This is a genomic window from Bartonella taylorii 8TBB (assembly GCF_902825155.1).
Lineage (GTDB): Bacteria > Pseudomonadota > Alphaproteobacteria > Rhizobiales > Rhizobiaceae > Bartonella > Bartonella taylorii_A.
This window is the reverse complement of record NZ_CADEAG010000103.1, coordinates 1-475: the sequence shown is the minus strand read 5'-3', so window position 1 is coordinate 475 and position 475 is coordinate 1. Positions and strand designations below refer to the sequence as shown.

Genomic DNA, 475 nt, shown 5'->3' with positions numbered 1-475 from the left:
TTAAATTTTTTTTTTTTAATTTTTTGGGGTAAGGAATTCGTTTTTTTTTTTTTTTTTGTGCCAGTTATCATTTTGTTCGTTTTTTATTTTTTTAATGGTTTTTTTTGCTGGGGGATCTTTTTTTGATTGGTTTCCATTAGGTCATTTGACTTCGGATAATTTTGATAAATTATCCTTTGGAGGCAAGATATTAGATTATCTGTACCATTTAATTTTACCATTAACAGCGATGGTCATTTCTTCTTTTGCGACAACAACCTTGTTAACGAAAAATTGTTTTTTGGAAGAAATTCGTCAGCAATACGTCATTACAGCTCGCGCGAAGGGTTTAAGCGAACGCTCTATTCTTTATGGTCATATTTTTCGCAATGCGATATTGATTGTAATTGCCAGTTTTCCTGCAGCTTTTATGGGTTCATTTTTTAGCGGATCTTTATTGATTGAAATGCTGTATTCATTAAACGGTATGGGGCTT

The 475-nt window shown here is 31.8% G+C and carries 1 pseudogene; it reads left to right on the top strand.

Features of this window, described 5'->3' with window-relative positions:
* Positions 1-43 precede the first annotated feature (43 nt).
* Positions 44-475 (top strand): annotated as a pseudogene (locus J7R13_RS08840) (ABC transporter permease subunit); the annotation flags it as partial.